We start from the raw sequence: 24,935 nt of genomic DNA, 5'->3' as shown, positions 1-24,935 counted from the left end.
ATGCCCATGAAACAGAAAATACCGCTGCTGATCGCCGGCTGCATCCTGCTGGTACTGACCCTGACAGGCATCCAGGCCTATCTCGTGCGTAATACGTACGAGCTGACCAGATCGCAGTATGAGACGGAAATTAAAACGGCGCTGGTCAGGATGGCCGGTACGCCGGTCGCGGCAGGATTCGAGGACCGGATCAATGATAGCCTGAAATCGATGGCAGGCCGTTATGCCGCCGGACAGATCAGCAAAAAAACATTTTTTTCAGCATTTGGTCAAAAGATCGCATCGGTCCGAACCGCCGCGGATCGTTATTTTACAACGGTGATCCGTGACAGCCTGCACCTGGACGGGGTGCGCTACCAGGCAGGCTTCCGGGAGCTGATCATCGAATACAATGGCAAGCGAGATACCCTGTTGTCGTCCGCGGACCGCGTATGGTTTTTCACCGGTCAGCGCACGGACACCGCCGGCTTGCTGGCGCTTAACCATGAAGCCTCCCGTGTAGGCGATTATGAGAAAACCAAGCTGACCGGACAGGCCCGCAAACAAACCAGCTTATACGTCCAGTCTCTGATCGTCCGGAACGCGGACAACGCCGGCTGGCAGCGGCAGGTGCTCCGCCGGATGGCAGGCGTGCTGCTGCTCGCGGCTGCGATCATTGTTGCCGCTATCCTACTCTTTTACATGGTGTTCCGGGCCATGTTCCGGCAGAAGCGCCTGGCCGATATCCGTACCGACCTGGCCAATAACCTCACGCATGAGCTCAGAACACCCCTGAGCGCTGCCGGGCTGGCGCTGAAAAGCCTGCAGCGACGCGAAGCGAAGCAAGATCCCCGGCTCAGTGAGGAACTGATCGCTACCTTGCAACGGCAATTTGAAAAGCTCCAGGGTATTACCGACAGTGTGCTGGATGATGCCATGGGCATGGCTGTCCGCCCCAGCTTAAAGCCAACAGTTATCGCGGCTTGGCTCAAAAATTACGCACGCGATGCGGGTAACGGCCGGCCGGGTTTCCGTTCGGAGATCGACGGCTCCGGCTATATGCTCCGAACGGATACCCGCTTGCTGGAAAAGGCCATGGATAACCTGTTGGATAACGCGTTCAAGTACGGCCGGCCCGGGGGCGAAGTGGAGCTGAAAGGCTATCCGGAAAGGGGCGCTTACTACATCCGCGTCCAAGACAACGGCCCCGGGATCAGTAAGCCCTACCAGCAGCTCGTATTTGACCGCTTCTATCGCGTGCCGGAACAGGATCAGCATAATGTTAAAGGCCTCGGCCTCGGTCTGCATGCCGCGCGTCAGGCGATAGCGGCGATCGGCGGCAGCCTGAGCCTGCAAAGCGAACCGGGCCAGGGCTGCACATTCACCATCCAACTCCCGAAGCATGAACATTAAAGTACTGATCGCCGAGGATGATCCGGACGTTGGGAGCCTGCTCTGCGGCTACCTGCAACTGAACGGCTTCACCGCCGTGCTCCGACCTGATGGCAAAGCCGCTTGGGAGGAGCTTCGCCAAACGTCTTACGATATCGCGGTGATCGATGTGATGATGCCCCTGGAAGACGGGTTTACGCTGGCTGGAAGGATCAGGCAGGCATTGCCCGCTTTACCCCTTATTTTCCTGACCGCCCGTAAGCTCAAAGAAGATGTGCTCAAAGGGTTGAAGCTCGGTGCCGATGATTATATGACCAAGCCATTCGATGCCGATGAGCTCATCCAGCGGATGCATAATATTTTGCGCCGGGTGAACGGCCAGCAGGATCAACCGCAGTTCCTGATTATTGGCCGTTACGTTTTTGAACCACAAAACCTCCGGTTGTCCAGTGAAGACTACGCCAGGCAATTGACGGACAAGGAAGCCCGGTTGCTGGCTTACCTGCTGGAGCAGCAGGGCCGGATCGTCAAGCGCGCTGATGCCCTGGCCGCCCTTTGGGAAAACCCGGACTTTTTCAGCGGGCGCAGCATGGATGTTTTCATCAGCCGCTTGCGCAGCTACCTCGCCGCCGATCCCAATATTGCCATTGAAAACATCCGCGGGGTAGGTTTCCGACTGAATATCGGCGGATCAGTCCAATAACCGTACTGAACCGCCATCGACGCTTGAGTCAAACGTTCAGCCTCTGGGCGAAGAGATCTTGTTCCAGCAGAACATTGATCAGCATCAATAAAGAAGTGTATTATAGTTAAATAATAGATTGATTAGGTAATTAATTAAGTAAAGCGCGACGCAAGGCCGCGCCTTTATTTGATAAAAATCCTAACTTTATCATAATCAATAGCTACGCCTATGGGATTCCTGTCATTTTTAAGCAAGCTTTTGGGCCTGGGGCGCCGCTTCAGCGGAACGCCTGAACAGTACCTCGCCATGGTCCGGTATATTGCCGCAAAAAACAATCCGGCTTACACGCAGGACAAACTTCTGCATTGGGGCGAAACCTTTCAAAAGATCATGAATGTTAAGCTGGCACATTATGCCGACTTCCGCGACCTGATGGCGAAGGGCACGCCTGATGTCTCCCTCATCACAAAGGTGGACGAACGCTACGAAGAACTTGAAACGCCGGCAGGACCTCAAGAAAGCGCTTTACGGGGAAAATGCCGATCTCGGCGGGGACGATATCATGACCAGCCAGGATGAAGGATCGGTCTTCGCCCGCAAAATGGTCAAAGACTTGTCGCAGCATGTACAGTTTCCGGACGAAGAACAGGAAAACCTGGAACGCCTCTGAAATCCTTTCCAGGCGATCAGGCCCGCTTATGCCGCAATACGACCCTTTTAACCCGGATACGGAAATAATCGTAAAAAAGGACGATCAGTAGTAAACCCACCGGAACGTAAAAGGCGGCGAAATGCAGCCGCAAATATGTATAGCCCCCAGCCAGGCCGCCCAATAGAAAACAGATGATGATCGCCAGCCTTAACCAAATACGCCGCTGGTGTGCGGCATTGAGATTTTTCCGGACAAGTAGCGCCCCTGACAGGTCAATGCCGAGGTCCGTGAACATACCCGTCAAATGCGTGGTGCGAACGACCGAGCCCGATACCATCGAGACCAGGGCATTCTGCATCCCCATAGCGAACAGCAGGCTGCCCGCAAAACATTCCGTTTCGGGCAAGGTATGACGGTAACCATGTCCGTATACCGCTGTGCTCAGCAGGATGAGGATGATCAGCACAACCGGTGCGGTATAGGCGAACGACTTTTCGCGGCCAACCTTGCCGATATACAGACTGGAGACGAAAGCGCCCGCGAGGAACAGTACCAGCCAAAGGCCGACCATCCGGGCTGCGCGCCACTGCCCGTTAATCAGGTCGACCGCTAACAAAGCGGCATGACCGGTCACATTCGTTGTCAGCACCGCGAACGCCATAAATCCCGCCGCATTGATAAACCCGGCGTTCAAACACAGTAATACGGCCAGACGCAGGTTATGCGCAAAGCTTCTTCGCTCGCCCGTATGTCTCAGCATGATGATCCTCTCCGCATAAGCTTGAAAAAATGTCCTGAAAGGGACCTGATTCGTATCAAACCGACCGGTCACCCGCCGACTTCCAGATCTTAAAGGTATTTTCGTATTGACCCTCTGCGTCCCGGATGACCAGTGATAAGTCCGCTTTACGGACCGGGATGTGCTGATCAACAGCCCGGTAAATCTGCTGTAGTAAATTACCCAGGCGGTGCTCCAATTCAAAACGTGAAATGGACACGATGATCTGGCCGGCGACCGTTTTCACGGTACCTTCGCTTGCTAATTCGCTTTTAAGCAGCCGGGCGACGTCAGCTGTCAGCGAGGCCAATTGAGGTAGATCGAGTGGGTTCATTCTTCGGATCTTAAGGTGAAAAACTAACCGGATGTTCAAAGGTAAACATTGCCCGGCCTTTGTGCAAAAGCGTGGCTGATTTATTGTATAAGCTTAGTAAATATTAGAAAATGGACAACATACAATCATCCTCCCTGAAAAACAAAGCAGATGTGATCAGCGACCTAAAGGAATTACTCGAACTGGTTAACGACGGAAAAGAGGGCTATCATAACGCCGCCGAAGCAACCGAATCGTTTGAGCTGAAAGCCCTGTTCTCCAAATTATCCGGTGAACGCATCGTTTACGCCGCTGAGCTGAAAGAGCATATTGCCCTTCACGGCGCGGAAGCGGACAACGAAAGCGGTGGCATCTTAGGCGGACTGCATCGTACCTGGCTCAGCATAAAAGGCGCGCTCACCAGTAAGGACAACAGCGCACTTATCGAAACGATCATCACCGGCGAAAAAGCAGTGATTGCTAAATATGACGAACTCATCGCGGACTTTGCTGACCATGCTGACCACATGGAACTGTTAAAGGGCCAGCGGGACGGGATCCAAACCGCACTTATGGAGATCGAAGCGGAGGAAACGAAATATCAGCAATAAGTACAAGCCGACCTGTTTTCAGGGCGGAATTGTTTTTAAAACTGGTTGATACAGAATTGTTAATGTTGTGACCGAATTTTAAATCATTTTAAACAGTTGTCAATTGAGGCCCCGGGAGGGGCTTCGTTGTCCTAAAAAGATAGACGCATGGAAGATAATACGAAAGCCGAAGTGGCTAAAATGGACGAATTTGACTATGAATACTGGGCTAAACATTTCAACGTTTCAGTCGAAGAGTTCAAGCGGGCCAGGGAAAAGGTAGGTGACAACCTCGAAGAGATCGCGAAATATTTCAAGAAATAGCTATGCGCTTAAAAGAGTATGTCAAAGAGCGGGACTTTCACAAGACCGCCGAACCCAAAGCCGGCAAAAGCAAGGACAAAGATCATTTGATCTTCGTGGTGAAGAAACATGATGCCTCTCGTTTGCATTATGATTTACGACTGGAAATGGAGGGCGTATTGAAAAGCCGGGCAATGCCAAAAGGTCCGGGCCTAGATCCCAAGTTGAAACCTCTCGCCATGATGTTCGAAGACCAGGGTATCGACCTGGAAAAAACATTGAAGAAAGCTCAAAGTGTAATTAAATAAAAAGACATGAAGATCATTAAAAATATCATTGGCGGATTGGCCGGAGCGATCGCGCTCAACTTATTACATGAAACGGTGAAACAATTCGACCACGATGCCCCGCGCGTCGACTTGGTCGGCGAAGAGGCCCTGAATAAAGGACTGGAAGCGATCGGCACCGAACCGCTGGAAGGTAATTCACTGTATGCGGCTACCCTAGCCGGCGATATACTGAGCAATGCTTTTACTATAGCCTGATCGGTGCTGGCAAGAAAAAATACATGGTCCTGCGCGGCCTGGGTTATGGCGCAGCCGCAGGGATCGGCGCACTGAAACTGACCAAGCCCTTGGGCCTGAGCGACGCGCCCGTTACCCGTACCGAAAAGACGCAGGTATTGACCGTAGCGTATTATACGCTGGGCGGGCTGGTAACCGCCTTAACGATCAGGGCACTGCGCTCTAAACCTGTTTAATGCTTATCTTCGACGCTGCACCATGAATGGACCATCCGCTGAAATTTTAAAAGCCCTGGAAACAGCGCCGAATATTTACCTCATCTTATCGCCTGAACTGTATATTATTACGGCCAGCAATGCCTACCTGGAAGCGACCGAAACCACCCGCGAAATGATCGTGGGTAAACATATCTTTGAGGCCTTCCCGGATAACCCGGAGCTGCCGGATGCGGATGGCGTCCAGAACATCAATGCCTCTTTACAGGAAGTATTGCGTACCGGTAAACCGCATAAGATGCGGATCCAGCGTTACGACGTGCCGGATATCCGTCAGCCGGGCAAATTTATCACGCGTTACTGGGACCCGAGCCATACCCCGGTGTTCGATGAAAACGGGGAGTTGTCTTATATCATTCAATTAGCCAACAATATTACCGAACAGGTGCTGGCCGATAAGGTCCGTCAAAAATTGGAGATCAGCGAGCGCCACTTCCGGTTACTGGCTGACCTGGTGCCTGCCAAGATCAGTAATGCCAGGCCCAATGGCGAGGTCACCTATGTCAACCAGCAATGGCTGGATTATACACAGTTGAGTTTGGAAGAATTCAGGGACTTTGGTTACCACCAGCTTTTGCATCCCGACGAGATCGCTGAATTTATTGAACGGCTGGCAAATGCTGCCCGGGATAAGGAGCCGATGGAAATGGAAATGCGCTACAAAAATGCGGCGGGCGAATACCGCTGGCACCTGAATATTGCCTCGCCGGTGCTGGATGACAGCGGCGAGATCACGATGTGGGTAGGCTCTACAACAGAGATCCAGCGGCTCAAAGAAGACGACCAACGCAAAAGCGATTTCATCGGTATAGTCAGCCACGAGCTGAAAACACCGCTGACCTCATTAACCGCCATCTTACAAATGCTGCAATCCAAGCTGCGAAAAAGTGAAGATAGCTATGTGGCCGGCGCTTTGGAAAAAGCGAATCAGCAAACCAAGAAGATGAGCCAGCTGATCAATAGCTTTCTGAACGTTTCGAGGCTGGAGTCCGGGAAGATCCTGATCGAGAAGCAGCCATTTTTGATAAGTGGGCTGATCCATGAGGTCATTGACGAATTCAGCCTGGCGGGCACGACGCACATAATCGAATTGCAAAACTGCGGTAAAACGGTCGTTCAGGCAGATCAGCCAAAAATAAGTTCCGTGCTGTCCAACCTGTTGAGCAATGCCGTTAAATATTCGCCAAAGGGTACCAGGATATTTGTTAATTGCGAGGTCGTAGGTAGTGAGGTACAGATCAGCGTGACCGATGAAGGGATCGGCATCCGGCCCGAGGACCGCGATCGGATATTCGAACGATTCTACCGGGTGAAATCGAACACCCATATTTCCGGCTTTGGTATCGGCTTATACTTAAGCGCTGAGATCATCCAGCACCACCAGGGCCGGATCTGGGTGGAAAGTCAGACCGGGAAAGGGTCCAGCTTTTACTTCACTTTGCCCTTATAAGATTCCGGGCTTCGATGGCACTCCGGACAAATAATTTTCCGCTTTTCGCCCGGAAGAGTCTGATCTTAATTCATATGATTTACTTTTTAACAAAAGTGCAGAAAGGCGGGTTGTTTGGCTTGCTTATTGACTAAACTGGTACAGAGAAGGTTATGAAACAGAAAATACTGGTACTGGACGATGACGCAGACATACTGGACGTCATCTCTTATATTTTAGAGGATAAAGGCTACGAAGTGGTGTCCCTTTCGGGTGGGGAAGAGATCTTTCAGACCATCCGGCAATTTCACCCCGACCTGGTGTTGATGGATGTGATGCTGGGTAATATGGATGGGCGAATGATCTGCCGTGAATTAAAAGACCATTCGGATACCCATGCTTTACCTGTGATCCTGATCTCTGCATCTCATGACCTCGCCAGATCGCTCAGCCAGGAAGGGGCCCCCAATGATTTTATCGCTAAAGCTTTTGATGTAGATCACCTGATCACCAAGGTCGAACAGCAACTGGCTGCCTGAAATAATAACTATTCCGTCGACCAAACCTGTGGATTGGCCCGGACCTCACTGATCAAAGTGATCAGTTCCTCTACCTCATCAGCGTGAAGGCGATGTACCTGGCCGGGTGAATAACTAAAAAGCTTATCTGGAACCTCAAAGCGGATATAACCTAAGTAATCCGGATCGCGGTTAGCTTCCAAATGCTGGCTGCTTTCTTTAGTTCTTTGGGTGTTTGGATCATCACGCCCGGTATCTTTAAAAACAGAATAAGTTTCGGTAATGATGATATGTCCGTCGAGGTGAGCCAGCGTGTCAGGTAGGATCATGACCGACCGTTCGGTGTGCAGCGTAAAAAAGAGCGGCTTCATAAAGCAGTGCATAAGACTGCCCGATGAATGCCTGACAGAGTGGATGTATGGGTAACTCCGGTACTCCCAATTTGTTTGACCGTGCCTAATTTAGGTCGGTCAGTTGGGCAGCATAAAATAAACCGTGGTTCCGGGTCCGTCCGTTTCTTCGATACCGATCACACCGCCATGACGCACAATGATCTCTGAGCACAGGTATAAGCCAATGCCTAAACCGTCGATTGCGCGGCGCTCGCCGGAGCGGTAGAATTTTCGGAACACCTTGGTGCGGTCCTCATGGGCGATCCCTAAACCCTGGTCAGTAATTTTTACGGTCAATGCTGCATGTGATGAAGTCAGGCTGATCCGGATCAGCGGCTGGCCCGGCGAATATTTGATGGCGTTATTAAGCAGGTTGGTGATCACCTGGCCGATCCGGAAACGGTCCGCATTCACGTCGGTCTGCGTTTCTTCCGTAACAATACTGATCTGATGGTCCGTGTGCAGCAAAGCAGCATTCTCGGTGATTTCCTGAACGAGCTGTAACAGGTCAAAGCCGGATTTTTGTAAAAGGATATCCTGGTTTTGCGCCAGCACCGGCCGGGCCATTTCATTGAGTAAACGGGTGATCCGGTCCGCCGAACCCAGCGCACGCGTCGCTATGCCTAATATTTTTTCATCGTCCTGCTTTTGCAAGTGGCGTTCCAAAATTTGCAAAGAGCCTTTGACAGCTGACAGCGGTGTTTTAAGTTCGTGCATCGCAACGCTCAGCAGCTCATCCCGCAATATTTCCAGATCCTTGAGCCTGGTGATGTCCGTAGTGGTGCCCACGATCTTACGGGGCGAGCCACCTTCACTAACTACCTTTCCCTGTGCCTCGATCCAGCGGATGTCCCCGTCGGCATGCTTGACCCGGTATTGCGCAAAATAAGGCACCTGCTCCTGGATCGCCCGTTCAACAGCGGCCTGCATACCCGGCTGGTCCTCCGGCACGATACTGGCCAGCATTTCCTGGTAAGTAAAAGGGGATCTGGGATCACGCCCGAAATTTCGTTTGCATTGCTCGGTACACCTCATCTCGTTCCCCTCGGCAAAGCTTACTTCCCAAAAACCCATGGCAGCCTGATTCAGCGCACCAGCCAGGTCTTCGTTGGAAAGCGTAAGGGATCGATCGGATAAGGTGGTATCCACACTCATGTTTAATGACAGAAAATAAGGTGTTACCAAATCTAAAAAATAACATCAGTAATAACAACACCCGCCAGCGATAAATTTACCGAACTAATTAAATTATTTGACTATTAGTAAAACTTAACCCACTCCTGCAGGTTGTTTTAGCGAACATATTACGCTAAAAATCAAGTCATCATGGAAGAAAACAACCGGGTCAAACAGATCCATACCCAATATCAGCAAAGCATCTGGCTGGATTTTATCGACCGCCAGATCATCCGGTCCGGAAAATTGCAGCAGCTTATCGATGAGGACGGCATTCGCGGCGTGACCTCTAACCCGGCGATCTTTGAACAGGCCATCAGCGCCAGTGCTGATTATGACCAGGACATTTTAACCCACGGCGAAACGATCACCGATCCGGAAGCGCTGTTTTTTAAACTGGCTGTCAAAGATATCCAGGCCGCGGCGGACCTGTTCAGCCCGGTCTACAACGAGGAAGTGAGCGGCGCCGACGGTTATGTCAGCCTGGAGGTTTCCCCGCTGCTGGCCCTGGATGAGCAAGGAACGATCGAGCAGGCGCGCCAGCTTTGGCAGGAAGTGGACCGCAAGAACGTGATGATCAAGATCCCGGGTACTATTCCTTGTCTGCCGGCCATACGCACTGCGATCAGCGAGGGCATCAATATTAATGTTACCTTGCTGTTCGGCTTGGAGCGCTATGAAGCCGTGGCGAATGCTTACATCGACGGACTGGAAGACCGTTTGAATGCTGGAAAGCCTATTGCGCAGATCGCTTCGGTCGCCAGCTTTTTTCTCAGCCGGATAGACCTGCTGGTCGACCCCATGCTGGAAACAAAGGGTTTGCAGCACCTGCAGGGCAAGGCTGCGATCGCGGCAGCGAAGGCAGCCTACGCCTTATACCGCCGGATCTTTAGCGGAGAACGCTGGCAAAAACTGGCTGATGCGGGCGCTAAACCGCAGCGTTTGCTTTGGGCCAGTACCGGTAACAAAAACCCGGCCTACCGGGATACCCGCTATATCGAAGAACTGATCGGGCCGGATACCGTCAATACCTCACCACTGGGAACCATCGATGCCTTCCGCGATCATGGGGAGGTCGGGAACACTTTGGAAAATGAACCCGAACAAGCTTTATATTTGCTGGAAGAACTGGCTAATGCCGGCATTGACATGAAAGCTGTTGCTTTACAACTGGAGCAGGAAGGCATTCAGAAATTTGAAGCGCCGTATAAAAAGTTACTGGCAGCTATCACTGACAAGCTAAACCCGGGGTCATGATTCTGGTCAGGTAAATTCATTTTCTTAAAACCTGGTTTTTCGCGGATTGTTATGGGTGAAACTGTACACGCTTTAAGCTATGCAACCGATCTATTTAACCGTAGGGCTGCATCCCTTGATGATCATCCCTGACAGAGCAAGCCACGCTAAAGGAGCTGCCGAAAGTACGCACACCTATTATGTTTACCGACATCAGCCGGGTTCAAATGACAATGAAAAAGGCGACTATATCGGTCGCCTGGTATTCGAGATCCCGGACAAACTCTTTGATTATTTTCCTGAAGGTCCGCACCCGCTGGAAAGTGGAGAGGCGAGTGAACTGGTCGAACACCTCAGCCATTACCGCGAAAGTTCCGGCTACCGGTCGGGAAATTAGGCGAACCGGCGTACCATGGCCACCAGTTCTTCCAGGTCAAAGGGCTTAGGGAGATAAGCGTCCGCACCGCTTTCTTCAGCGACTTGCTCCAACTGGTTGACCGCGGAAACGATCACGACCGGAATGCCTGCGGTAGCCGGATCCTTTTTCAGCTTGCGGCAGATATCGCGGCCGAAGCCATCGGCCAGCCGGTTATCCAGCAGGATCAGCGCGGGTGCGATCTCCTGCACATAGGCAACGGCAACGCTTTCCATTGAGCTGATCACCCGGAAGCCTTCGTCCTGCAAAATGTAGGTCATCATATCCAAGATATCTTGATCATCTTCAATGATCAGAATGGTTTCAGCCATAAATGTTAGCGGTAGGTGGCAGTCGTAAAAGGAGAAATCTGAATGAAAGGTAGCGGAAATACTGCGCGGCGAAGGTACGGAAAAATACCGTCGCTGATCCCTTTAAAATTGTCCGGCCCAATCGTCGTCGCGGTTTTGGTTTACAAACAAAGTGATGAACCAAACCAAAAAAACGGTCATTAACAGCTCCCGGTGCACCAGCAGCGGCGCCTGCCGCATTAACCATAACAGACCGTCCCAAACCAATAATACGATCATCAAAGCGACGATCAGCGTCCTGAGTAAATCCAGCTTGTCCATCATTCCATCTCCTCCAGGTTCTTTAAGCAGAAGATCTCCCGCGCGATCAGTTTGCAATTTTGCCCCAGTTGTTCCAGTGTGCAGCATTTCGTTTTGATCTGTACCGGCAGTTCGTTCACGGTTTCCATCAAATCGATATGGAGCAGACAAGCAGGCTTAAGCTCGTCGCTGCCCTGGAGCTGCCCGAACAGCTCATAAGCCGCCTCGCGCTCATCACCAAAGAAATATTGTCCGTAATCCGTAAAGCCCTGCGGTGTTTTCAGACTCAGCAAGATATAGAATTGGGTTTCCATGATATGCTTTAAATTCAAAGAGCCCCTGCCAGCAGGAGCCCTTCGGATTAAACAAAAACTATTCACACTTATTTGATCTCGATCTGCCTGCGCAAGGTTTTCGCTTCTTCGCGTTTTGCGATATCGATACGCAATATGCCGTCGGTATAAGTGGCGTCGATCTTGCTGTCGTCAGCGCTTTCTGGCAAGGTAAAGGAACGCACGAAGGAACTGTAGCTGTATTCGCGTTTGCTGTAGTTTTTTTGGTTCTCTTCGTGTTCTGCACGTTGTTCCACCGAGATGCTCAGATGGTTGCGTTCCAGGTTCAATTTAAAATCTTCTTTTTTTAGGCCGGGTGCCGCCAGCTCAACATGATAGTTGTTCTCGGTCTCGCTGATGTTGACGGCGGGTACGCGGGTCACCATGCGGTCATTAAAAAAAGTGTCATTGAAAATGGAATCGAAAACGTCATTAAAGCCTGGCAGTAATGAGCCGTTTTATTTTTTCAGGATTGAATTTAACTAAGGTCATGGCCTTCTTCTTTTTAAAAGTTGAACAATAAGATTAATTAAACTGTAAAAAGGATAACAAGCCCTATGCCAGTCATTTAACCCTGAAATATTTTCATTTCCGGGCTGAAAAAATTGCAGCCCCGGTGCCAAAATTTCAGCGCCGCTAAAATGTTTCGGCTGCTCATTCGTCTAATCCGGTATGACCCTTCAAAAAAAACAGATCGCGATCATTGGTGGCGGCCCCGGCGGACTGACGCTGGCCAGGTTATTACAATTAAAAGGCGCACAGGTGAAAGTGTATGAGAGGGATCTGCATCAGACCGCGCGCATCCAGGGCGGTGCGCTTGACCTGCATACCGAATCCGGGCTCGCGGCTTTAGCCAAGGCTGGGCTGATGGAGGAATTCAAGGCTCATTATCGTCCCGGCGCGGAGTTGTGCCGGGTTACCGATCAACAGCTGAACATACTTTTGGATGAACATCCATTGGGCCGCAAAAGTGATTTTGGCGATAAGAACCACCGGCCCGAGATCGACCGCGGGCCGCTGCGCGATCTCCTGCTCAATTCCCTGGCACCCGGTACCGTTGTTTGGGACAGCCAGGTCACTCGTATGGAATTATTAGGTGACCAATGGCAGATCCATTTCGCGAATGGCAACAGCGTTACCGCTGACATTATTGTAGGTGCAGATGGTTCCAATTCCAAGATCCGGTCTTATGTCACGGATATAAAGCCGATCTGGACAGGCATTACCTTGTTGGAAGGCGCAATCAAAGAAAGTTCGATAACGGCCCCTCATATTCACCAACTGTTAAAAGACGGGAAAATATTTTCCTTCGGAAATGACCAAGCCATCTTTGTCAGTTCAAAGGGCGATGGCAGCTTTGGATTTGCCGCCAGCTTCCGGTCGGACGAGAATTGGGCAAAAGATAGCGGCATTGATTTTAAAGATCACCGGCAGGTGCTCGAATGGTTCAAAAACGAGTACAACACATGGAGCCCTGTTTGGTGGGAACTATTCTACAGCCCGGACACGATATTCATTCCCCGGCCCCAATACTGCATGCCGCTGAAACTGTGCTGGAAGTCGCATTCTAATATCACTTTGTTGGGTGACGCGGCGCACTGGATGCCGCCTTTCGCAGGTGAAGGCGTGAATATGGCCATGCTCGATGCGCTACAACTCAGCGAGGCGTTTTGCAATCCTAAATTCAACGACACGTGCGCTGCTATCGCGCATTACGAAAAGCAGCTGTTCACCCGTTTTGCCAAGGTCGGCCAGGAAACTTTGTTTAATACGCGCTGGATGCACGGATCGAAAGCTTTACAGTTTATACTGGCGATGTTCGGCAGCAATTCATGGAAGAAGACAAGCTTTTTGGCGCGGTATATCCTGCAGGTCAACATCCTGCCCGCATTACGGCGGTTGTTCAGTTTACCGCCTGATCAGTCCTCTGTCAATTTTCCAGGGCGATCCAGGCAGAACTGAGATCCCTGAACTTTTAATGAAATTCCTGATACTGTTCTATTTTAAGCCCGACAGTGCAGCCAGGGCCTTGATAGCTTCCTCATTTTTCGGTTCGAGTTTTAAAGCCCGATCATAAATGATCTTCGCCTGTTCCTGCTGGCCATTTTTTAACAGCGCTCCCGCATAACTGTTGCAAACCTGCCAGATGCCCGGGTAAAGCAACAAATTAACTTTAAACACCTCCATGCCCTGGCTTTTTTGGCCGCGATCCAGGAACAGGTGCCCCATGAAATCCATTTCGCCGGGATCAAGTTCATATGTGGCCGAATCGGCCCGCATTTGGCTGAGTTTAACCGCGCCGGCATCGGGGCCATCTTTGAACAAGGCTTTGGAATAGTATAAAGCGGTGGATAGCTTGCGGATCCGCTCAGGGCGGTTGTCCATGATCTTTAAGGCATTGGAGCCGGTCGTATAGATCGCCTCGCTTTCTGCATTGTCCAGCACGATCACCGTTTCCTGTTTATCCAGGTTCCGCAGGAAGATGTTCACCTGGCCGGGGATCCTGCCCGTATGGAATACGATCTTGCCTGCGGACGTGTCCCGCAAAATGAACCAACCCAGCCCATAGGAAGCCTGGCCCGCCGAACTGCTGGCGTCCGCCAGTTCTTTATTATTTAATACCACGGGCGTAAACGCCAGCTGTAAGGTCGCTGGCTTCAACAATTTGCCCTTGTACAAGGCCCGGTCAAAACGAAAAAGGTCGGCAACGGTCATGACCAGCCCGCCCTGACCAATGAGGCCGTTCAGGGTATAAACCCATTTCTTATTTCCCGGCAGTGTTGCGACCGGCAGCAGGTCAGCAGCATAAGGTGCCGAAAAACCATAATTAATGGCCCGGTCCGTATTTTTTGTCTGGATCAGGGAAGTTTCCAGGTAAGCGCTTGGCATTCCCGCAGGCTTGAAAATATGACGCTGCAAATAGGCGGCATAGCTTAAGCCACACAGCTTTTCCATCAGCAGCGCGAGCAGGTTATAATTAATATTCGAGTAGCTCCATTTATCGCCGGGAAGGAATGCCAATTTCCCGAATGACCTCAATGCAGGCAAAATATCACTGTTCTGCCAAACCTTGTCCGGCTGTTTGCTGATCAGCGAATCATTGAACAACACGTCTTTATCAGGCAATCCCGAGGTATGGGATAACAGCTGGCGGATGGTAATGGCGGGATAAGGAAATTCCGGGAAATACTTAGCGAACGGATCGTCGAGCCGCAGCTTTCCGCTTTCGACCAATTGCAGTACCGCGGTGGCGGTGATCGTTTTGGATACGGAAGCCAGGCAGAACAGCGTTTCCTCCCGGTTGGGGATGGCGCGGGCGATATCCTGGGATCCGAAAGAATTTTGATAAATGATCTTTCCTTTTTGAGCTGCCAGCACATTGCCGTTCAGCTGCTGATGGCGGTGCTGCGTTTGAAAAAGACTATTCAGGCGCTGGCGCACACCCTGGGCTGAACTGAGGCCGGTCCAAAGGACCAGCATGCAAGTGAGTAGATTTTTCATTAGTGAATAGGTTTGATCCGGTTAGTATCTGGTTTGACCGGTTTGATGATGGTTGTTTTGGCCGGCACCGGTGCGATCGGCTTTATGATCGTATCACTGTCCTTGCGGGAACGTTTTGCAGGTGTTGCCTTTATCGGAACCGCCTGGATTTGTTTTGACGCCACAGTTGGCGGCGCATAGCGTTCCAAACGTCGGGCCGACCGGGTATACAAAGCTTTTTCACCGGCTTTAAGGATCAGCGAAGCGCGCTGCGAAGCGTTTAAAAGCACTTTGCCTTCCTGAACGGCAATGCAGATCGTATCCTGATCAGCCGATGTATTAACCGAAAAGCGCGTGCCCAGATCCTTGATCGAGAGCTGTTCCATATCGATACGTACCGGATCCTTGGCCTGGTGCCTGATCGTAAATTCAGCCGAGCCGGAAAACCGGTAACGGCCTTGACCGATCAGGGTCAGGCGGCTACCGGCCATCAGCTGGGCCGTAGAACCGTCTGGCAGATCGATCTTTTTGCTGGCAGGTCCGCTGGTATAAACAACCGGTGACGGTTGTACCGGCCGGGACTGGTTCAGCCACCAGCCAAAGCACAGCACCAATAAGATCACCGCCGCCGCAGCAAAAGGCCATAGCATTCTTCGTAACGGACGCGGTTTGATCGCTCTTTCGATCTGCTGCCATGTTCGGGCTGGATCCGGTGCCAGATCCAGTGCGAACACCCGTTTGGCTTCTTCCAGTTCAGCCCCACGTTCCGCGTTCTCGGCCGCCCAGTCCGCCAGCTGCATCGCTTCTTCCGGACCGGCTTCCCCGGCAAGGAACCTTGCGATCCGGATATCCTGTTCTTCTGCTGCTGTCATGGCTTTGGATTTAAAATTTTGCGCAGGATCTTCAGCGCGTTCCCCATATGATTTTCCACCGTCTTTTCAGCGATCTGCAATTCCGACGCGATCTCCCGGTATTTTTTATGATCCACCCGGCTCAGCAGGAATACCCGCCGGCATTGTTCCGGCAATTGCTGAACCGCTACATGCATTTTTTCTAAACGTTCCTCCATGATATCGTCTCCCTGCTCCTCACCACCTGTTGATGCGATCGCCATCGCATACCGCTGCCTTACATCCCGGTGCTTGATCACATCCAGGCTCAGGTGATAGACGGTTTTATACAAATAAGCGCGACCCACTTTTACCAGATCTACCTGCTGCCGTTGCTGCCAGAGTTTCACAAAAGCCTGCTGGACGACATCGGCCCCTTCCTCACTGTCCTTCACCAGGGTCAGGGCATAGGTCGCCACCTCATGATGATACCTGTGAAAAAAACTTTCGAATGCGCGGACGTCCATATCTAAATATACTGTTAGACGAGCGTCTTAAGAAAAACCCCTAGTGTTATTTCATTCCGACCGCAAACTTTTCACCGGGTTGGTTAACGCCGCCTTGATGCTGTGGTAACTAACGGTAAGCAAAGTGATCAGCACGGCACCCACCCCGGTCAACCCAAAGACCCACCAGGATAACCCGGTACGATAGGTATAATGCTGCAGCCACTGGTGCATCAGGTACCAGGAAACCGGAACCGCAATCAGCAGGGCGATACCTACCAGGATAACAAAATCCTTTGATAGCGATCCCCAGATACTGAGCACCGATGCGCCTAATACCTTACGGATCCCGATCTCCTTGACACGCTGCTCGGCAATAAAGGAGGCCACGCCGAACAACCCGAGACAGGATATAAAGATCGCCAGCACCGCGAATACGGAGGCCAGTTTCCCCACGCGTTCTTCCGCTATGAACTTTTGCGCATATTCACTGTCAGCGAACTTGTAATTGAAAGGCGCATCCGGCGCGAATTTCTTAAAGACCGTTTCGATCCGGGCCAGGGCATCAGAAGCAGACATGCCGGCCCTGAGCTTCAAATTGACCACATTGAAGGAGCGCTCATGGTCATTCATTAAAAAAACGGTTGGTGTAATGGGGTCAAAAGGCGAGTTCATCACCATATCCTTTACCACGCCCAGTACCTGCCAGTTTTTGCCATGCCACTGGATGGTTTCGCCTACCGGCTCTTTGAGTCCCATTTGGCGGATCGCCGCTTCATTGAATAAAAAGCCTGAGGAATCGCTCAGAAATGTATTGGAGAAATTCCGGCCTTCCTTCATTTTCCAGCCGACCACGCTGCCGAAATCGGGGTCGACCAGCACCGTGCCGAATTCCTCCTGCCGATTAGGATCCTTGCCCTTCCAGCTGAGGTTATCAGCGGAAGACCATATACCGGTCATGGGATTGGAGGAAGCCGACACGCCTGATACTGCGCCCGTCCTGAGCAGTTCATCACGGAAAGCCTTGTAGCTCTTGATCGCATTGTAAGGTAATGAAACCAGGTTATCCCGGCTGTAACCCACCGGCCTGTCCTTCGCGAATTCGATCTGCTTAAATACAATCACGGTCCCAATGATCATGATCACAGAAACCGAAAACTGGAGTACCACCAGTACTTTTCGCGGCAATGCCGCAGACCGCCCGGCTTTGAACGTACCTTTTAATACTTTCACGGCGTTAAAAGACGACAGGTATAGTGCCGGGTAACTGCCCGCAAGCAGCCCGGTCAACAGGCAAAAGCCAATGCAGGTTAACCAAACCAGGGGACTCGTCCAGACCAGATGCAAATCCTTGCCCGAAACGTCATTAAAAAACGGCAACGCCAGCCAGGCCAGCAGCACTGCAATGACGAGGGAAAAACCGGCGATCAAAAAAGATTCACTAAGGAACTGGGCGATAAGTTGTGCACGCAGTGAGCCGATAGCTTTACGGATACCCACTTCTTTGGCTCGCTTTTCACTCCGCGCGGTGCTCAGGTTCATAAAGTTGATGCAAGCCAGCAGTAAGACGAACAAACCGATGATCCCAAATAGCCATACGAATTGCAACCTTCCCGCTACGGCAACGCCGTCCCTGAACTCGTACAAATGCCAGTCGCGCATCGGGAAAAGGAAAAGTGCAGGTTTAGCGGCATCTTTGGCATGTTCATATAAAATGTTCTGGATTTTATGAGAAAGCTGCTGAAGGTCGCTGCCCGGGTTTAGCAAGGCGTATAGCTGGAAGGAACTGTTGTACCAGTTATTCATATCCCCGCCGTTCTGAAACAAAAGCGCGACCGGCGCGATAAAACTCATATTGCCAAACTGGGAGTTTTGCGGGAGATCCCGGTAAACGCCGGTTACCTGCACCAGGTGCGTATCGTTAAGCTTGATCGTCTGGTTGACCGGGTCTTTCTTCCCAAACAGGGTCCGGGCCAATGATTCATTGATCAATATGGTGCCGGGCGTTTTAAAGGAAGATTTTGACCCCCTCAGCATATCAAGCGAAATAATATCCGTAATAGCAGCTTCCGCATAACAGCCAGTCTTGGTAAAGGCGTGGTTGTTATAATTCAGGTTTTGTTCCATAGCGATCACGGATGCTGCCTGCTTAAAGTCATTGCCATACTTGTCCCGGAGTTCGGCCGACAAAGGCAAAGGCAGCGAGGCTTGTGTCGATTTTCCGCCACCGGTATTGACATTGGCCAGCACCTGTACAATGCGGTCATAGTTTCGGTTGGACTTGTTGAAAGATACTTCATCCCAGATCCATAGGCCGATCAGCATGGCGACCGCCATGCCGACTGCAAGGCCGCTGATATTGATCAGGGATGACACTTTGTTCCTGGTCGTATTGCGCCAGGCGATCTTGAAATAATTTTTAAACATAGGATTGCGGTTTATCTGTCCCGAAATTACAGTGGCAGGCCGGGATCCATATGTCAGATTATAAGATGGCAGTTTTTTTTTATACTCGGCAGGCGTTTTCCCCGTCAGCTGTTTGAATACGCGGTGAAAAGTACGGGGCGAGTTAAAGCCGGCATCGTAGGCAATGCCCTGTAGGGTGAGCTGATCAAAGGCCGGGTCCTGCATTTTTTTGGAGATATCGGCTACGCGGTATTCGTTGATAAAATCATTAAAGCTCTTTTTATGCACGCTGTTAATGATCCGGGACAATTCGTGGACGGTCATTCCCAACTTAGCGGCCAGCGAAACCAAAGTTAGCTCCGGGTCCTCGTAATAACGGTTGGCTTTGACCACCTGCTTTACCCAGGAGGCTTTTTGCCGCAGGTCCACCGGCAGCAATGGCTTTGATACGGGCAACCCAGCTGCCGGCGAAACCGCGGGCGAACGGAGCAATGCCGTTCCTGACAAACCGATCAGCGCAGCCAGGAAAAGCAGCTGGAAGCACGCAAAAGTGTTGGTACCGCTGATAAAAACAGCAGGTGCCGACAACAGGCCTAAAATGCCCATGCCGGTCAGGGACCGATGCAGCCAGCTGAAGGCGTGGCGGTACCGGTCGCCGCCGCTGAATTTTTGCTGCGCGTAAAAATCATGGATCAGCGCCCGGCTGCGGTACAGGCAAATGACCAGGAACAGGCAGGTCAGACCCTGCGATAGGCTATCCAGTTGCTGGAAAGCCGCCGCTGGATAATGGAGTATCCCTATAACCACGAGCAATGGACCAAAAGGTAACCAGTCCCTTCGCTGCAAGGCTTGCAGCGGAAAGATTAATCTGCGGACATATAAATAAAGGAGCGGACCGGTCACCTGTACAAAAGGGAATCGGAACCGTTCCCCTGCCAGTGATTGGACCACTGATAGGGCCATCCCGAGCAATGCAAGGCCAAGCAAACGGTTTGCGCCATCGCGGGCGTTTTTGCTGAGCGCTAAAAGCAGTGCGAGGTGCAGCCCGATGAAGATCGTTCCCAGGGCAGCAAGATCATAGAGACCGATATGGAATGTTGCGGGTGTCAATTCAGGCGAGCCTTCAATTACTATTCCAAATTTATAAAATGTTCATTTAAAAAATGTTACAGATCAGCCTCACAATCACTGCCCCATAAGCGGACGATGGACCGTTCGATTATGACCGGTGGATCAGCGCAGATTGAACGTCAACTGCCAGGTCAAGATAAATTTTCCTGCGCACGGTCTACTAGCACGGCGAGCGCATCCCGACGGTAAGCAGATCAAGATTTTCCATTAACGTTCGCGTATCAGTCAATATGCGGATTACAGTGAAACGTTCAACCATATCATCAGCCTGAAATTCCACATTGCCGATGACCGTATTTTCGAAGAAAAGCGTGCTAATCGGCTACACTGTATCCGTCCGGTCTTACAGGCGCATCCTCATAAACCTATATTCTATTAACGCTTCCCGGACGATGAAGAAATATCTAAACACCATTACTGGTTTTTTGACAAAGATTTTATGGTGGTGACTGTTGACGCGAATCCGAACTTGCGGATCGTAACAACTTTTTGTGCCGATGCAGATGAATAGGAATAATATTACACCCGGTACAAGGAATTTGAGGCCGGAAAGGATTGCCTGTAAACAAGAACAGCACCCGGTCAGTGCTGTGCGCAAATACAGCTTTGCGTAGCCGGTACATTCGTCCTTTGGGCGATGTGAATACAAATGTATTTAAATATATTTTAGCGCTGATCTGACTGCTGGCCCGATGCCCGGCGCGGGCGCTTTGACGGGGCAACTTTCTGCACCTGCTTTTTATCTTCCGCCAGCCGGACGCTCAGCTGCCGACCGCCCAATTGGCTGCCATTGAGGGCCGCAATGGCGCGGCCGGCCCCGGCGCTATCGGTCATGGTCACGAAGCCATAGCATTTGCTTTCCCCCGTTTGCTGGTCGGTAACAATGGTAACGGTGTTGACGGTGCCATGGATGCTGAACAGTTCCAGCAAGCCGATCTGGGATAGGTCTTTCGAAAAATCAACGATGAATAATTTGGCCATGCCCCAATATACAGAATAACCTTTTAAGCGACCTGGGTAAACTCATAAAAATCCTGGAGCACATCGAAAGGTTCGCGGTAATGAAAACCGCATTTGGCCAGAAGCTTACTGGCGGCGTAATTGCGCCGGTTGACCACGGCCGCAACTTTCGGGATGCCCTGCGCTTCCAGCGCCTGGAGGATCTTTGGCAGCAGCTTGCTCATCAGGTTTTTACCTTTGTATTCAGCCTTGAGGTAAAACTCGATAAAGAAGGGATAGTGGCCAAGGCGGTAATGTTCACGCGCGACCGCAGGCGGGATGATGTCCACGATGCCGACGAGCCGCCCCGACCTTTTATCCGTGATCAAATGGATCACATTGCGCCCGGAATGGGCGCTTAAAATGGCGGTTTTTAACCATTGGTCAGCTTCGGCTAAATGATTCAGCTTCTTTTCGGGGATAAAATGCAAAGTCTCCGCATCGGAAAATAGCTCAAATACCTCGTTTACCAGTTCCCGGTAGCGCAGCAGTTCGGCGGCGCCGACGGCGTTGAGCCGCAGTTGGCGGGTTTCGAGGTAGAGGGGCTCACGCATGGGCGGCAAATTTAAGCAACAGCGCCATTTATTCCGACCACAAATCAAAATTGGCTCAGCGTTTTTCTACTGCCCGCGCGCGCCGGATCAGCGCTTGCAATAATAGTCCGGTCGCAGCAAAGTGGTCAGTACCTGCAATGGTGTCTCAGCAGCGATGAAGTAATCGGCGGCATGCCAGTCGCCGGCAGCTTGGGCCAGGGTTTGCGGGATGGATTCTAAAGGCGGTTTAGAGGTGAACGGCGTATCACGATTTAAATTTAAGCAATGTTACTATTATAACTACAACCACTTTGCCGCGAAACGGTTAAATTCCTTCCGGAGTTCCTTAATGAGTTTTTCCTCTGTGTCGTACTGTTCTTCCAGTAGCGCGAAATTGCTCAAATTACCCTCTTTAAGGTACCCTGCTGCTTCCTCCGCTTCTCGGGTCATTTCCTCCAGGTTAGTCTGGATGCGGTCTTTTAAGCCGTTGATATAGTCATGGTGGATCAATAACTGGTTTTGAAAATGGCCAACGCCTTCGGCTGCTTCCTGACCGGTGTTACCGGCAGCGATCTCTTCCAGCCACTCCTGGAGGATATTTAGTTCGATATTATAAAATTCGAGCCCGCGCAACCACTGGTGATGCAGCGGTGCGATATGTGTAATGCTGTGATTTCATGCTGCAAGATTAAGTAACCTCTTTATTTTGCTAAATGATCGAACATTCCTGGATTTGTGATAAAGATCACATTTCAGGACGTAAGCGGTCAGGGAATAGCCGGGTATCACTTGAGATCTTTGTCAGGTAAAAACACCAAAATGAAAAAGATCAGTTTCGCCGTTTTTTTACTATTTTGCTCGGTAATGAGTTTTCCTGCTTTCGCTGAAACGCATCAGGACAGCCTGGTAAAACAGGCGATCAATAGTCTATTAAGCAAGGATGCGCTGCAAAACACCTTACACTTTCCGGCCACGGTCAGGCGCCTTTACCGCGGGAACAACGGACAGGCGCTCTGGATCAGGCCGCAGAACGGCGAAGGGCCGGCCTGGCAGGTGATGATGCTGCTGGATTGCGTCTTACAATATGGCCTTTCACCAGCCAGTTATCACCCCACCGAACTGACCTATAACCGCCTGCACCGCGCGCTCGATACGGTCGGCAAAGTAAGCCCTATTGAAGCAGGAAAACTGGACATCTTTTTGTCAGATGCGATCATCACTTTTGTCAACCATCTTCACTACGGGAAGTTCAACCCGCTTTTGACCACTGGCAAGATCGACCAGGATTCGTTCAAAGGCTTTCAGGCCGACAGTGCCGTGCTTGCCGCCCTGCCGGAAAACAAGCCGTATGAGTTTTGGTCAAATATTGAAAGAACCCAGCCCCAGGATAAGGCCTACCGTGACCTGCAGCGGCGCATGCGATTGCTTGAAGGACAATATTCCGGGGATAACTACCAGGTCAGCGACCAGGAGGTCCGGCTGATCGCCGTTAATATGGAACGCATGCGCTGGCTGCCGGGCGTGTCTGGCGATCATATCCGGATCAATCTGCCAGCCTTTGACCTTAGCTACCAGTATGGTAACAATGTTGAACACTTCCGGGTGGCGATCGGCCGAGCTGCTACGCCGACGCCCGAATTGAGCAGCGCCATTCCTTCTCTCACCGCCGCGCCTGATGTCGTGTTGGATCAGGACCGGTTCGTCAACGAATTGTTGCCCCGGGCCTTAAGGGATAGCAATTTTCTGCGGAAAAATCAGTACGCCCTATATGATAAAAAGGGGACGTATCAGCCATCAACGCATTCAACGCTGGACCAGGTCGCCTTATACCCGGATGATTACCGCCTGCGGCATGCCTCAGGCCATGACGGGGCGCTAGGCAGGCTGGTCTTCCGGTTTAATAATCCCTACCGTATCGACCTGCACGATATGCCCCGGAAAGCATTTTTTGAACAACGGAACCGGGCGATCACGACCGGCTGCATTTGGCTGGATGACGCGGAAAAACTGGGAAAACTGGTGCTGCTGAATGACGGCCAGGTAAAAAAGGCCGCTCAGCTGGGCAAGGCGATGAAAAAATACCAGCGAAAAGTATATATGCTGCAACGGCCGCTACCGATCGTCATTACTTATCTCACCGTCCTTATGAATGAAGGAACACTGGTCGTTTACCCAGATATTTATCACAAAGATGCAGAACTGGCCGCCCGAATTTTTCCATCGGGTAGCTGGCTTGTTGCTGAACAAACTTATTGAATCATGATCTATCACTATTACCGGGTAAAGGCAGGCGACACGCTGGTACATCCGGTTTACCTGCTTTGCTGGCCGGTTTTACATCCCGCCGGCACGAATTACCGGCTCCTGCCTGAAGATGAACGCTTCGCGGTTTACCCGGACCTGGTCACCGCGCTGGAAAAGGCAAAAGCAGGCGCGCTGGCATACATCGGCCGCCTGATCAGCTCAGGTAAGGCAGGCCTGCCGGAATTGTTACAATACCGGATCGATCATTATGAAGACCTGAACGTTAACTTAACCGAGGCTAATATCCGTCGCATAGAACAGCGGGTCTCCGCTGATCCGCAATTCCATTGGCAACCTTATCGTATACATATACCCTATGATCACTAAAGAAGGAATTTTCGGCTATGAGCCGGACCCGCAATTCGAGACTTCGATCGCCTATTTCTCCATGCAGTTCGCCATCGACCAGTCGCTTAAGATCTACAGCGGCGGCCTGGGCTTTCTGGCAGGCTCGCATTTGCGCAGCGCCTATGCGCTAAAGCAAAACTGCTCGGCGTGGGCATGCTCTGGAAATTCGGCTATTACGACCAGTTGCGCGACGCAATGCCTTGTTGAAGCCGGCATTCGTGCAAAAGGTTTATTCCTTTTTAGAGGATACCGGCCTGGTCTTAACTGTGCCCGTTCATGATGCGCCAGTCCATGTAAAGGCTGGCTGCTACGGTCGGAAACCTTTGGCTCCGCGCCGCTGTTCCTGCTGAGCACTGACCTGGAAGACAACGATGAACTTTCCCGCTCCATCACCCATTGCCTGTATGATCTGAACGAGGCCACTCGGATCGCTCAGACAATCGTGCTGGGTATCGGCGGCGTCATGCTGCTAAAGATGCTCGGTATCGATCCGGAGATTTACCGCATGAACGAAGGACATGCCGTTTCGCTGAATTTTACCTGTATGCCAAATACAAAAGTCTGGCGGAGGTCCGGAAACGGGTAGTCTTTACAACGCATACACCTGAAATGGCAGGCAATGAATCGCATCTCGATGCGCTGCTGAAAGAAAGCATGGTATAATAATACATTAGCTTGTAGCCTGGCAGCCAGTGACAAGGCGTATTCCGCGGCATGGTAAGCGCGCTCGGAGAAGTCGGTCAGTACAGCGATCTTTTTCATGGAATGATTGTCACTTTTTCCAGACGACGAATGCAT

General features: G+C 51.3%; 32 protein-coding genes. 16 read left to right on the top strand and 16 right to left on the bottom strand.

Annotated features, from left to right (window positions below; genetic code table 11):
• Window positions 1-6: 6 nt before the first annotated feature.
• From AAFN85_RS03255 to AAFN85_RS03245, 3 genes are all read left to right on the top strand, one after another.
• On the top strand, window positions 7-1,392 hold the full coding sequence (locus tag AAFN85_RS03255; protein ID WP_347525524.1) for a HAMP domain-containing sensor histidine kinase: 1,386 nt from the start codon (window positions 7-9) through the stop codon (window positions 1,390-1,392).
• Window positions 1,382-2,074: a response regulator transcription factor gene (locus AAFN85_RS03250; RefSeq protein ID WP_347525523.1), complete on the top strand. Its 693-nt coding sequence runs from the start codon at window positions 1,382-1,384 to the stop codon at window positions 2,072-2,074. The genes AAFN85_RS03255 and AAFN85_RS03250 overlap by 11 nt, the downstream gene beginning before the upstream one ends.
• 210 nt (window positions 2,075-2,284) lie before the next feature.
• A complete protein-coding gene (locus AAFN85_RS03245; protein ID WP_347525522.1) occupies window positions 2,285-2,635 on the top strand; it encodes a hypothetical protein in 351 nt (116 codons plus the stop codon).
• Between the two features lie 107 nt (window positions 2,636-2,742).
• Here AAFN85_RS03245 and AAFN85_RS03240 read toward each other — a convergent pair whose 3' ends face one another.
• Both AAFN85_RS03240 and AAFN85_RS03235 read right to left on the bottom strand, forming a co-directional pair.
• Entirely contained in the window at window positions 2,743-3,468 is a 726-nt protein-coding gene (locus tag AAFN85_RS03240) for a YoaK family protein (RefSeq protein ID WP_347525521.1), read from the bottom strand.
• Window positions 3,469-3,523: 55 nt separating this feature from the next.
• On the bottom strand, window positions 3,524-3,820 hold the full coding sequence (locus AAFN85_RS03235; RefSeq protein ID WP_347525520.1) for a hypothetical protein: 297 nt from the start codon (window positions 3,818-3,820) through the stop codon (window positions 3,524-3,526).
• Between the two features lie 110 nt (window positions 3,821-3,930).
• On the opposite strand from AAFN85_RS03235, the gene AAFN85_RS03230 reads away from it, so the two are divergent.
• From AAFN85_RS03230 to AAFN85_RS03200, 7 genes are all read left to right on the top strand, one after another.
• On the top strand, window positions 3,931-4,410 hold the full coding sequence (locus AAFN85_RS03230; protein ID WP_347525519.1) for a PA2169 family four-helix-bundle protein: 480 nt from the start codon (window positions 3,931-3,933) through the stop codon (window positions 4,408-4,410).
• 147 nt (window positions 4,411-4,557) lie between these two features.
• Window positions 4,558-4,713 carry a DUF3606 domain-containing protein gene (locus AAFN85_RS03225; RefSeq protein WP_347525518.1) on the top strand — a complete coding sequence of 52 codons (156 nt, stop codon included), beginning with the start codon at window positions 4,558-4,560 and terminating at the stop codon, window positions 4,711-4,713.
• Between the two features lie 2 nt (window positions 4,714-4,715).
• Window positions 4,716-5,000, top strand: coding sequence for a DNA polymerase ligase N-terminal domain-containing protein (locus AAFN85_RS03220; RefSeq protein ID WP_347525517.1), 285 nt, complete (start codon window positions 4,716-4,718; stop codon window positions 4,998-5,000).
• A 6-nt stretch (window positions 5,001-5,006) separates the two neighbouring features.
• On the top strand, window positions 5,007-5,237 hold the full coding sequence (locus AAFN85_RS03215; RefSeq protein ID WP_347525516.1) for a hypothetical protein: 231 nt from the start codon (window positions 5,007-5,009) through the stop codon (window positions 5,235-5,237).
• A 23-nt stretch (window positions 5,238-5,260) separates the two neighbouring features.
• Window positions 5,261-5,452: a hypothetical protein gene (locus AAFN85_RS03210; RefSeq protein WP_347525515.1), complete on the top strand. Its 192-nt coding sequence runs from the start codon at window positions 5,261-5,263 to the stop codon at window positions 5,450-5,452.
• A 22-nt stretch (window positions 5,453-5,474) separates the two neighbouring features.
• Window positions 5,475-6,941, top strand: a complete 1,467-nt coding sequence (locus AAFN85_RS03205; protein WP_347525514.1) for a PAS domain-containing sensor histidine kinase — start codon at window positions 5,475-5,477, stop codon at window positions 6,939-6,941.
• 152 nt (window positions 6,942-7,093) lie between these two features.
• Window positions 7,094-7,459, top strand: coding sequence for a response regulator (locus AAFN85_RS03200; protein ID WP_347525513.1), 366 nt, complete (start codon window positions 7,094-7,096; stop codon window positions 7,457-7,459).
• Window positions 7,460-7,467: 8 nt separating this feature from the next.
• Here the strand turns inward: AAFN85_RS03200 and AAFN85_RS03195 are convergent, their stop codons facing one another.
• Together AAFN85_RS03195 and AAFN85_RS03190 are read right to left on the bottom strand one after the other, a co-directional pair.
• Window positions 7,468-7,809 carry a hypothetical protein gene (locus tag AAFN85_RS03195; protein WP_347525512.1) on the bottom strand — a complete coding sequence of 114 codons (342 nt, stop codon included), beginning with the start codon at window positions 7,807-7,809 and terminating at the stop codon, window positions 7,468-7,470.
• Window positions 7,810-7,908: 99 nt separating this feature from the next.
• The gene (locus AAFN85_RS03190) at window positions 7,909-8,985 is read right to left on the bottom strand and encodes a PAS domain-containing sensor histidine kinase (RefSeq protein WP_347525511.1); all 1,077 of its coding nucleotides are present in this window, start codon (window positions 8,983-8,985) and stop codon (window positions 7,909-7,911) included.
• 171 nt (window positions 8,986-9,156) lie between these two features.
• On the opposite strand from AAFN85_RS03190, the gene tal reads away from it, so the two are divergent.
• Both tal and AAFN85_RS03180 read left to right on the top strand, forming a co-directional pair.
• On the top strand, window positions 9,157-10,263 hold the full coding sequence (gene tal, locus AAFN85_RS03185) for a transaldolase (RefSeq protein WP_347525510.1): 1,107 nt from the start codon (window positions 9,157-9,159) through the stop codon (window positions 10,261-10,263).
• Window positions 10,264-10,342: 79 nt separating this feature from the next.
• Window positions 10,343-10,639 carry a hypothetical protein gene (locus AAFN85_RS03180; protein ID WP_347525509.1) on the top strand — a complete coding sequence of 99 codons (297 nt, stop codon included), beginning with the start codon at window positions 10,343-10,345 and terminating at the stop codon, window positions 10,637-10,639.
• On the opposite strand, the gene AAFN85_RS03175 is transcribed toward AAFN85_RS03180, so the two are convergent.
• The 4 genes from AAFN85_RS03175 to AAFN85_RS03160 form a co-directional block, all read right to left on the bottom strand.
• Entirely contained in the window at window positions 10,636-10,989 is a 354-nt protein-coding gene (locus AAFN85_RS03175) for a response regulator (RefSeq protein ID WP_347525508.1), read from the bottom strand. The genes AAFN85_RS03180 and AAFN85_RS03175 overlap by 4 nt on opposite strands.
• 102 nt (window positions 10,990-11,091) lie before the next feature.
• Window positions 11,092-11,292: a hypothetical protein gene (locus tag AAFN85_RS03170; RefSeq protein WP_347525507.1), complete on the bottom strand. Its 201-nt coding sequence runs from the start codon at window positions 11,290-11,292 to the stop codon at window positions 11,092-11,094.
• Window positions 11,289-11,582, bottom strand: a complete 294-nt coding sequence (locus AAFN85_RS03165; RefSeq protein WP_347525506.1) for a hypothetical protein — start codon at window positions 11,580-11,582, stop codon at window positions 11,289-11,291. Before AAFN85_RS03165 ends, AAFN85_RS03170 begins: the two co-directional genes overlap by 4 nt.
• A gap of 68 nt (window positions 11,583-11,650) precedes the next feature.
• Window positions 11,651-11,983 (bottom strand): Hsp20/alpha crystallin family protein, encoded by a 333-nt coding sequence (locus AAFN85_RS03160; protein ID WP_347525505.1) that lies wholly within the window; start codon window positions 11,981-11,983, stop codon window positions 11,651-11,653.
• Window positions 11,984-12,272: 289 nt separating this feature from the next.
• On the opposite strand from AAFN85_RS03160, the gene AAFN85_RS03155 reads away from it, so the two are divergent.
• Window positions 12,273-13,562 (top strand): NAD(P)/FAD-dependent oxidoreductase, encoded by a 1,290-nt coding sequence (locus tag AAFN85_RS03155; protein WP_347525504.1) that lies wholly within the window; start codon window positions 12,273-12,275, stop codon window positions 13,560-13,562.
• Window positions 13,563-13,598: 36 nt separating this feature from the next.
• On the opposite strand, the gene AAFN85_RS03150 is transcribed toward AAFN85_RS03155, so the two are convergent.
• From AAFN85_RS03150 to AAFN85_RS03120, 7 genes are all read right to left on the bottom strand, one after another.
• Complete coding sequence (locus AAFN85_RS03150; RefSeq protein ID WP_347525503.1) at window positions 13,599-15,101, bottom strand: serine hydrolase; 1,503 nt, start codon at window positions 15,099-15,101, stop codon at window positions 13,599-13,601.
• The gene (locus tag AAFN85_RS03145; RefSeq protein WP_347525502.1) at window positions 15,101-15,952 is read right to left on the bottom strand and encodes a FecR domain-containing protein; all 852 of its coding nucleotides are present in this window, start codon (window positions 15,950-15,952) and stop codon (window positions 15,101-15,103) included. The genes AAFN85_RS03150 and AAFN85_RS03145 overlap by 1 nt, the downstream gene beginning before the upstream one ends.
• Window positions 15,949-16,437, bottom strand: coding sequence for an RNA polymerase sigma-70 factor (locus AAFN85_RS03140; RefSeq protein ID WP_347525501.1), 489 nt, complete (start codon window positions 16,435-16,437; stop codon window positions 15,949-15,951). Before AAFN85_RS03140 ends, AAFN85_RS03145 begins: the two co-directional genes overlap by 4 nt.
• A gap of 51 nt (window positions 16,438-16,488) precedes the next feature.
• Entirely contained in the window at window positions 16,489-19,932 is a 3,444-nt protein-coding gene (locus tag AAFN85_RS03135) for an ABC transporter permease (RefSeq protein WP_347525500.1), read from the bottom strand.
• Between the two features lie 687 nt (window positions 19,933-20,619).
• Window positions 20,620-20,934: an RNA-binding protein gene (locus tag AAFN85_RS03130; RefSeq protein WP_347525499.1), complete on the bottom strand. Its 315-nt coding sequence runs from the start codon at window positions 20,932-20,934 to the stop codon at window positions 20,620-20,622.
• A 23-nt stretch (window positions 20,935-20,957) separates the two neighbouring features.
• A complete protein-coding gene (locus AAFN85_RS03125; protein ID WP_347525498.1) occupies window positions 20,958-21,506 on the bottom strand; it encodes a GNAT family N-acetyltransferase in 549 nt (182 codons plus the stop codon).
• A 279-nt stretch (window positions 21,507-21,785) separates the two neighbouring features.
• Complete coding sequence (locus AAFN85_RS03120) at window positions 21,786-22,118, bottom strand: hypothetical protein (RefSeq protein ID WP_347525497.1); 333 nt, start codon at window positions 22,116-22,118, stop codon at window positions 21,786-21,788.
• A gap of 186 nt (window positions 22,119-22,304) precedes the next feature.
• Between AAFN85_RS03120 and AAFN85_RS03115 the strand changes: the two genes are divergently transcribed.
• From AAFN85_RS03115 to AAFN85_RS03105, 3 genes are read left to right on the top strand one after another with little or no spacing between them, the layout of a single operon-like run.
• Window positions 22,305-23,741: a L,D-transpeptidase family protein gene (locus AAFN85_RS03115; RefSeq protein ID WP_347525496.1), complete on the top strand. Its 1,437-nt coding sequence runs from the start codon at window positions 22,305-22,307 to the stop codon at window positions 23,739-23,741.
• Window positions 23,742-23,744: 3 nt separating this feature from the next.
• The gene (locus tag AAFN85_RS03110; RefSeq protein WP_347525495.1) at window positions 23,745-24,116 is read left to right on the top strand and encodes a hypothetical protein; all 372 of its coding nucleotides are present in this window, start codon (window positions 23,745-23,747) and stop codon (window positions 24,114-24,116) included.
• On the top strand, window positions 24,106-24,417 hold the full coding sequence (locus AAFN85_RS03105; RefSeq protein WP_347525494.1) for a hypothetical protein: 312 nt from the start codon (window positions 24,106-24,108) through the stop codon (window positions 24,415-24,417). Before AAFN85_RS03110 ends, AAFN85_RS03105 begins: the two co-directional genes overlap by 11 nt.
• A gap of 218 nt (window positions 24,418-24,635) precedes the next feature.
• On the opposite strand, the gene AAFN85_RS03100 is transcribed toward AAFN85_RS03105, so the two are convergent.
• Window positions 24,636-24,899, bottom strand: coding sequence for a universal stress protein (locus AAFN85_RS03100; protein WP_347525493.1), 264 nt, complete (start codon window positions 24,897-24,899; stop codon window positions 24,636-24,638).
• Window positions 24,900-24,935: the final 36 nt, after the last annotated feature.

Source organism: Mucilaginibacter sp. CAU 1740 (assembly GCF_039839285.1).
Classification (GTDB): domain Bacteria; phylum Bacteroidota; class Bacteroidia; order Sphingobacteriales; family Sphingobacteriaceae; genus Mucilaginibacter.
The sequence above is the reverse complement of the archived record's forward strand: the minus strand, read 5'-3'. Positions and strand labels throughout refer to the sequence as shown.

Excerpts from the sequence above, each read along its gene's own strand:
- AAFN85_RS03175 (WP_347525508.1), bottom strand. The coding sequence starts at position 10,989 with ATGGCTGAAACCATTCTGATCATTGAAGATGATCAAGATATCTTGGAT.
- AAFN85_RS03105 (WP_347525494.1), top strand. The coding sequence starts at position 24,106 with ATGATCACTAAAGAAGGAATTTTCGGCTATGAGCCGGACCCGCAATTC.
- AAFN85_RS03125 (WP_347525498.1), bottom strand. The coding sequence starts at position 21,506 with ATGCGTGAGCCCCTCTACCTCGAAACCCGCCAACTGCGGCTCAACGCC.
- AAFN85_RS03155 (WP_347525504.1), top strand. The coding sequence starts at position 12,273 with ATGACCCTTCAAAAAAAACAGATCGCGATCATTGGTGGCGGCCCCGGC.
- AAFN85_RS03240 (WP_347525521.1), bottom strand. The coding sequence starts at position 3,468 with ATGCTGAGACATACGGGCGAGCGAAGAAGCTTTGCGCATAACCTGCGT.
- AAFN85_RS03190 (WP_347525511.1), bottom strand. The coding sequence starts at position 8,985 with ATGAGTGTGGATACCACCTTATCCGATCGATCCCTTACGCTTTCCAAC.
- tal (WP_347525510.1), top strand. The coding sequence starts at position 9,157 with ATGGAAGAAAACAACCGGGTCAAACAGATCCATACCCAATATCAGCAA.
- AAFN85_RS03140 (WP_347525501.1), bottom strand. The coding sequence starts at position 16,437 with ATGGACGTCCGCGCATTCGAAAGTTTTTTTCACAGGTATCATCATGAG.
- AAFN85_RS03255 (WP_347525524.1), top strand. The coding sequence starts at position 7 with ATGAAACAGAAAATACCGCTGCTGATCGCCGGCTGCATCCTGCTGGTA.
- AAFN85_RS03100 (WP_347525493.1), bottom strand. The coding sequence starts at position 24,899 with ATGAAAAAGATCGCTGTACTGACCGACTTCTCCGAGCGCGCTTACCAT.
- AAFN85_RS03230 (WP_347525519.1), top strand. The coding sequence starts at position 3,931 with ATGGACAACATACAATCATCCTCCCTGAAAAACAAAGCAGATGTGATC.
- AAFN85_RS03210 (WP_347525515.1), top strand. The coding sequence starts at position 5,261 with ATGGTCCTGCGCGGCCTGGGTTATGGCGCAGCCGCAGGGATCGGCGCA.
- AAFN85_RS03220 (WP_347525517.1), top strand. The coding sequence starts at position 4,716 with ATGCGCTTAAAAGAGTATGTCAAAGAGCGGGACTTTCACAAGACCGCC.
- AAFN85_RS03195 (WP_347525512.1), bottom strand. The coding sequence starts at position 7,809 with ATGAAGCCGCTCTTTTTTACGCTGCACACCGAACGGTCGGTCATGATC.
- AAFN85_RS03205 (WP_347525514.1), top strand. The coding sequence starts at position 5,475 with ATGAATGGACCATCCGCTGAAATTTTAAAAGCCCTGGAAACAGCGCCG.
- AAFN85_RS03110 (WP_347525495.1), top strand. The coding sequence starts at position 23,745 with ATGATCTATCACTATTACCGGGTAAAGGCAGGCGACACGCTGGTACAT.
- AAFN85_RS03200 (WP_347525513.1), top strand. The coding sequence starts at position 7,094 with ATGAAACAGAAAATACTGGTACTGGACGATGACGCAGACATACTGGAC.
- AAFN85_RS03165 (WP_347525506.1), bottom strand. The coding sequence starts at position 11,582 with ATGGAAACCCAATTCTATATCTTGCTGAGTCTGAAAACACCGCAGGGC.
- AAFN85_RS03215 (WP_347525516.1), top strand. The coding sequence starts at position 5,007 with ATGAAGATCATTAAAAATATCATTGGCGGATTGGCCGGAGCGATCGCG.
- AAFN85_RS03235 (WP_347525520.1), bottom strand. The coding sequence starts at position 3,820 with ATGAACCCACTCGATCTACCTCAATTGGCCTCGCTGACAGCTGACGTC.
- AAFN85_RS03145 (WP_347525502.1), bottom strand. The coding sequence starts at position 15,952 with ATGACAGCAGCAGAAGAACAGGATATCCGGATCGCAAGGTTCCTTGCC.
- AAFN85_RS03170 (WP_347525507.1), bottom strand. The coding sequence starts at position 11,292 with ATGATGGACAAGCTGGATTTACTCAGGACGCTGATCGTCGCTTTGATG.
- AAFN85_RS03225 (WP_347525518.1), top strand. The coding sequence starts at position 4,558 with ATGGAAGATAATACGAAAGCCGAAGTGGCTAAAATGGACGAATTTGAC.
- AAFN85_RS03150 (WP_347525503.1), bottom strand. The coding sequence starts at position 15,101 with ATGAAAAATCTACTCACTTGCATGCTGGTCCTTTGGACCGGCCTCAGT.
- AAFN85_RS03180 (WP_347525509.1), top strand. The coding sequence starts at position 10,343 with ATGCAACCGATCTATTTAACCGTAGGGCTGCATCCCTTGATGATCATC.
- AAFN85_RS03250 (WP_347525523.1), top strand. The coding sequence starts at position 1,382 with ATGAACATTAAAGTACTGATCGCCGAGGATGATCCGGACGTTGGGAGC.
- AAFN85_RS03115 (WP_347525496.1), top strand. The coding sequence starts at position 22,305 with ATGAAAAAGATCAGTTTCGCCGTTTTTTTACTATTTTGCTCGGTAATG.
- AAFN85_RS03245 (WP_347525522.1), top strand. The coding sequence starts at position 2,285 with ATGGGATTCCTGTCATTTTTAAGCAAGCTTTTGGGCCTGGGGCGCCGC.
- AAFN85_RS03130 (WP_347525499.1), bottom strand. The coding sequence starts at position 20,934 with ATGGCCAAATTATTCATCGTTGATTTTTCGAAAGACCTATCCCAGATC.